This window comes from Merdimmobilis hominis (assembly GCF_016901855.1).
Lineage (GTDB): Bacteria > Bacillota > Clostridia > Oscillospirales > Ruminococcaceae > Paludihabitans.
Genome location: NZ_JACJKY010000106.1, coordinates 1 through 209, shown reverse-complemented (window position 1 = coordinate 209; position 209 = coordinate 1). Strand labels below are relative to the sequence as shown.

Sequence of the window (209 nt, the reverse complement as noted above, 5' to 3'; positions counted from 1 at the left end):
ACTTCCACTTCAGCCTGGACATGGATAGGTCACCCGGTTTCGGGTCTATGTCATGCAACTAATTTCGCCCTGTTCAGACTCGCTCTCGCTGCGGCTCCGCACCTGAAGTACTTAACCTCGCTCCATAACATAACTCGCCGGACCATTCTACAATAGGTACCATATCACACCTTGACGTGCTCTATGTGCTTGTAGGCACAGGGTTTCAG

Annotated in this window: 1 rRNA gene; it reads right to left on the bottom strand. The window is 51.2% G+C overall.

The annotated features are described in order from the left end of the window. A 23S ribosomal RNA gene (locus tag H6A12_RS13860) occupies positions 1–209 on the bottom strand; the annotation flags it as partial.